Raw genomic sequence first — 5,044 nt, 5'->3', positions numbered from 1 at the left:
CGACCTGGCCCGGGCCCGGGCCGGGCAGCGGGTGGCGGCCGGGCCGGCCGCCGCCGGGGCGGCCACCGCGGCCAGGGCCACGGCCATGCTGCCGCCGATGACCGGCTACCAGACCAGCGCCGGCGCGGGCCCGGCGGCGGCTCGGCGTGGCGGGCGGCGCGGCTCGGGGCGACGGGCCCGCCGAAGGCCGCGGTCGGGTCGGGGGCGCCCGGGTAGCCGCCCAGCGGCGGCAGGACCGTGGTCGCCATGGCCGCCGTGGCCGCCCCGGCGGCGGCCGGCCCGGCCGCGACCCGCTGCCCGGCCCGGGCCCGCTCCAGGTCGGCGCGGAACTCGGCCGCCGTCTGGTAGCGGTCCTCGGGCCGCTTGGCCATCGCCTTGAGGCAGACCGCCTCCAGGGCCGGCGGGATGTCGGGGTTGAGCAGCCGCGGCGCGGCCGGGTCCTCGCGGACGTGCCGGTAGGCGATGGCCACCGGGGTCGCCCCGCGGAACGGCACCGTGCCGGTGAGCATCTCGTACAGGCAGCAGCCGAGCGAATACAGGTCGCTGCGGTAGTCGACCGTCTGGCCCTGGGCCTGCTCGGGCGACAGGTACTGGGCGGTGCCGAGCATGGCCGCGGTCTGGGTGACCGTCTCCCCCGCGGCCGCCCGGGCGATCCCCAGGTCCATCAGCTTCACCCGGCCGTCGGGCATGAGCATGATGTTGGCCGGCTTGACGTCGCGGTGGACCAGGCCGCGGGCGTGGGCGGCGGCCAGGGCCGAGCAGACGTCGGCGGTGATCTCGGCCGCCCGGTCCGGGTACAGCGGCGCCTCGGCCCGGATCACGTCCTTGAGGGTGCGGCCGTCCACGAACTCCATGACGATGAAGTGGGTGCCGTTCTCGGCGCCGGTGTCGTAGACGGCGACCACCCCGGGATGCGACAGGCTGGCCGCCGCCTGCGCCTCCCGCCGGAACCGCTGGGCGAACTCCGGGTCGTGGGCGTACTGGGACAGCGGCACCTTGATGGCGACCCGGCGGGCCAGCAGCCGGTCGCGGCCCTCGAAGACCTCGGCCATGCCGCCCGCGCCGAGCAGCCGGCCGACCTCGTAGCGTTCCAGGAGCACCTGGGGGTGGGTGGTCATGGCGCCCAGCAGCTTATACGTCCCGGTATGCGGATGTTGGCTCAGCCGCCGATGGCCCGCTCCAGCAGGTCGCTGACCAGCTTGGGGTTGGCCCGGCCGCGGGTCTCGCGCATGACCTGGCCGACCAGGGCGCCGAGCACGCCCCGCTTGCCGCCGCGGAACTTCTCGGCCAGGTCGGGGTTGGCGGCCACCACCCGCTCGACCACCGCCTCCAGCTCGCCGGTGTCGGAGATCTGGGCCAGGCCCTTGCGCTCCACGATGGTGGCCGGTGACGCCTCCGAGGTGAACATCTCGGCCAGCACGTCCTTGGCCGCGGTGGCCGACACGGTGCCGGCGGAGAGGAGATCGAGCAGCCCGCCGAGCCGCTCCGGCTCCACCGGGTTCGAGGCCATGGTGTGGTCGAACTCGCGCAGGTCGCGCTGGAGCTCGCCCATCACCCAGCTGGCCACCACCTTGGGGTCGCGCCCGGTGGCCACGGCCTGGAAGTAGGCGAGGACCTCGGGGTCGCGGACCAGCCAGCCGACCTCCTTGGCGGGCAGGCCGGTGGCCTCGGCCAGCCGGGCCCGGCGCTCGGCCGGCAGCTCGGGCAGGTCGGCCCGGAGCCCGTCGACCCAGGGGGCGGTGGCCTCGATGGGGATCAGGTCGGGCTCGGGGAAGTAGCGGTAGTCGGTGGCGAACTCCTTGGACCGCATCGGCTCGGTCCGGCCCGCCCCCTCGTCCCAGTGGCGGGTCTCCTGGACGAGCCGGCCGCCGTCGGCCAGGACCCGGCGCTGCCGGTCGGCCTCGTAGGCGACCGCCCGGTACAGGCTGCGCAGCGAGTTGAGGTTCTTCAGCTCGACCTTGGTGCCGAACTCGGCGTGGCCGACCGGCCGGATCGACACGTTCACGTCGAACCGCATCGAGCCCTCCTCGAGCTTGGCGTCGGAGACCCCGAGGGCCAGGAGCACCGCCCGCAGCTCCTCGGCGTACGCGCGGGCCTCCTCGGCCGAGCGCAGGTCGGGCTCGGACACGATCTCGACCAGCGGGATCCCGGCCCGGTTGTAGTCGACCAGCGAGTAGTCGGCCCCGTGGATCCGCCCGGTGGCCCCGACGTGGAGGCTCTTGCCGGTGTCCTCCTCCAGGTGGACCCGGGTGATCCCGACCCGCCGGACCTCGCCCTCCACGTCCACGTCGAGCCAGCCGCCGACGCACAGCGGCTCGTCGTACTGGGAGATCTGGTAGTTCTTGGGCATGTCCGGATAGAAGTAGTTCTTGCGGTGGAACTGGGAGCGCTCGGCGATCCGGCAGTGCAGGGCCAGCCCGATCCGGGCCGCGAACTCGACGGCGCGGCCGTTGGCCACCGGCAGCGACCCCGGCTCGCCCAGGCAGACGGGGCACACCTGGGTGTTGGGCTCGGCCCCGAAGACGGTCGGGCAGGCGCAGAACATCTTGGTCGCGGTGCCGAGCTCGCAGTGGGTCTCGATGCCGATGACGGTCTCGTACTGGCGGGCGCCGACCTCGGGGGCGACGACGGCGGTCACGGGCGCACCTCCTGGGGCCGGGTCGGCCGGGTGGAGAGGCCGAGGTCCTGCTCGAACGCCCAGGCGGCCCGGAGCATGGTCGCCTCCCCCAGCGCCGGGGCGATCAGCTGCAGCCCCACCGGGAGCCCGTCCGACAGCCCCGCCGGCACCGACACGGCCGCGTTGCCGGCCAGGTTGACCGGGATGGTGAACACGTCGTTGAGGTACATGGCCAGCGGGTCGTCGGCCTTCTCGCCGATCGGGAACGCCACCGTGGGCGCGGTCGGCCCGGCCAGCAGGTCGAAGCGCTCGTAGGCGGCGTCGAGCTCGCGGCGGACCAGGGTCCGGACCTTCTGGGCCTGGCCGTAGTAGGCGTCGTAGTAGCCGGCCGACAGGGCGTAGGTGCCGAGCATGACCCGCCGCTTGACCTCGGCCCCGAAGCCGGCCTGCCGGGTCCGCTGCATCATGTCGACCACGTCGGCCGAGTCCTTGGCCCGTAGCCCCCACCGGACCCCGTCGTAGCGGGCCAGGTTGGAGGAGCACTCGGCCGGGGCGATCAGGTAGTAGGCCGACAGGGCGTACTCGAACGACGGCAGCGAGCATTCCTCGAGCCGGGCCCCGAGCCGCTCCAGGCGGTCTAGGCCCTCGCGGACCCGGGCCAGCACGCCCGGCTCGGTCCCCTCCAGGAACAGCTCCCTGACCACCCCGACCCGCAGGCCGTCGACCCCGTCGCTGAGCCGCGAGGTCAGGTCGGCCGGGGCGTCGGGGATGGAGGTCGAGTCCATCGGGTCGTGACCGGCGATCGCCTCCAGCAGGTCGGCGGCGTCGCGCACGTCGCGGGCGAACGGGCCCACCTGGTCGAGCGAGGAGGCGAAGGCGATCAGGCCGTAGCGGCTGACCAGCCCATAGGTCGGCTTGACGCCGACGATGCCGCAGAGGGCGGCCGGCTGGCGTATGGAGCCGCCGGTGTCGGTGCCGATCCCCAGCGGCGCCTGGCCGGCGGCCACGGCCGCGGCCGACCCGCCGCTGGAGCCGCCCGGCACCCGGGTCGTGTCCCAGGGGTTGCGGGTCGGGCCGAACCCGGAGTTCTCGGTGGAGGAGCCCATGGCGAACTCGTCCATGTTGGTCTTGCCCAGGATCACCACCCCGCGGTCGCGCAGCCGGCGGACCACGGTGGCGTCATAGGGGGGCACGAACTCGTCCAGGATCCTGGACCCGGCCGTGGTCCGGACGCCCTTGGTCACGAGCACGTCCTTGAGGGCCAGGGGCACCCCGGCCAGCGGCCCCAGCGGCTCGCCCCGCTCCCTCGCCTGGTCGACCTCGCGGGCGCTCTTGAGGGCCTGGTCGCCGGTGACGGTCAGGAAGGCGTGCAGCAGCTCGTCGGTGGCCGCGATCCGCTCCAGGGCGGCCTCGGTGGCCTGGACGGCGGTCGCGCGGCCGTCGGCGAACCGTTCGGCCAGCTCGTGGGCGGTCAGGTCGGTCAGGTCCACCGGACCCGCCGGGCTCACGGGGCCTCCTCGATGATCCGGGGCACCTTGAAGCGGTTCTGCTCGACCTCGGGCGCGGTCGACAGCGCCTCCTCCCGGGTCAGGCAGGGCCCGGGCACGTCGTCGCGCCAGACGTTCACCCTCGGCAGGGGGTGGGCGGTCGGCGGCACCCCTTCGGTGGGCAGCCGCCTGATCTTGTCGGCCTCCTCCAGGATCACCGAGAGCTGGGCCTGGAACCGGTCGAGCTCCTCATCGGTCAGGGCGAGGCGGGCGAGGCGGGCGACGTGCTCGACGTCAGCACGGCTGATCGGCATGGACGAACCCTTCGAACGTTCCGGCGGTCGGCCGAGTCTACCGTCGCCCTTGCGCCGGTCGCCGGGGAATTTCCTCGGCCAGCTCGACCACGAACCCGTCCGGGTCCTCGACGTGCAGGGTCCGGTGCCCCCAGGCCCGGTCCACCGGTCCGTTCAGGATGGTCACTCCGGCCTCGCGCAGCCGCTCCGCCTCCGCGTCCACGTCCCCGACCAGGAACACCACCTCCCCACCGGCCCGCCCCGGCGCCTCCGCGTCCTGCCCGGTCAGCTCCCCCAGCCGGTTCCGGTCGTACAGCCCGAACCTGGTCCCCTCGGTGGCGAACTCCACGTACCCGTCCCCGTGCAGCTTGAACGGCAGCCCGATCACGTCCCGGTAGAACGCGGTCGACCGCTCCAGGTCCGCCACGAACAGGATCACGTACCCGACCTGGTTCATCGGCCTCCCGGCAATTGGAGCTGCTCACTCGCACGAACCTTGCATCAGAGCGAATTGTCCTACGGCGCGGGACAGTAACCGTCCGCCCGGCCGGGCTCAAGTCGTGCGAGGGCTGGGAATTCCTGGACCTCGCTAGCCTCCCCACCAGGATCGTTCCCAGGTGAGGGCGGCCAGGGTGGCCTGGCCGGCC

5 protein-coding genes are annotated in these 5,044 nt (G+C 73.9%); all 5 read right to left on the bottom strand.

Annotated elements, in window-relative coordinates; genetic code table 11:
- On the bottom strand, positions 1-1,118 hold a 1,118-nt coding region (locus VF468_07410; protein HEX5878132.1), incomplete at its 3' end, for a protein kinase.
- A gap of 41 nt (positions 1,119-1,159) precedes the next feature.
- Positions 1,160-2,638 carry an Asp-tRNA(Asn)/Glu-tRNA(Gln) amidotransferase subunit GatB gene (gene gatB, locus VF468_07405; protein HEX5878131.1) on the bottom strand — a complete coding sequence of 493 codons (1,479 nt, stop codon included), beginning with the start codon at positions 2,636-2,638 and terminating at the stop codon, positions 1,160-1,162.
- Positions 2,635-4,107 carry an Asp-tRNA(Asn)/Glu-tRNA(Gln) amidotransferase subunit GatA gene (gene gatA, locus VF468_07400; protein HEX5878130.1) on the bottom strand — a complete coding sequence of 491 codons (1,473 nt, stop codon included), beginning with the start codon at positions 4,105-4,107 and terminating at the stop codon, positions 2,635-2,637. The genes gatB and gatA overlap by 4 nt, the downstream gene beginning before the upstream one ends.
- 14 nt (positions 4,108-4,121) lie before the next feature.
- Positions 4,122-4,418, bottom strand: a complete 297-nt coding sequence (gene gatC / locus VF468_07395; GenBank protein HEX5878129.1) for an Asp-tRNA(Asn)/Glu-tRNA(Gln) amidotransferase subunit GatC — start codon at positions 4,416-4,418, stop codon at positions 4,122-4,124.
- A gap of 37 nt (positions 4,419-4,455) precedes the next feature.
- The gene (locus VF468_07390; protein HEX5878128.1) at positions 4,456-4,854 is read right to left on the bottom strand and encodes a VOC family protein; all 399 of its coding nucleotides are present in this window, start codon (positions 4,852-4,854) and stop codon (positions 4,456-4,458) included.
- Between the last annotated feature and the right edge of the window lie 190 nt (positions 4,855-5,044).

This window comes from Actinomycetota bacterium (assembly GCA_036280995.1).
GTDB lineage: Bacteria > Actinomycetota > CALGFH01 > CALGFH01 > CALGFH01 > CALGFH01.
The sequence above is the reverse complement of the archived record's forward strand: the minus strand, read 5'-3'. Positions and strand labels throughout refer to the sequence as shown.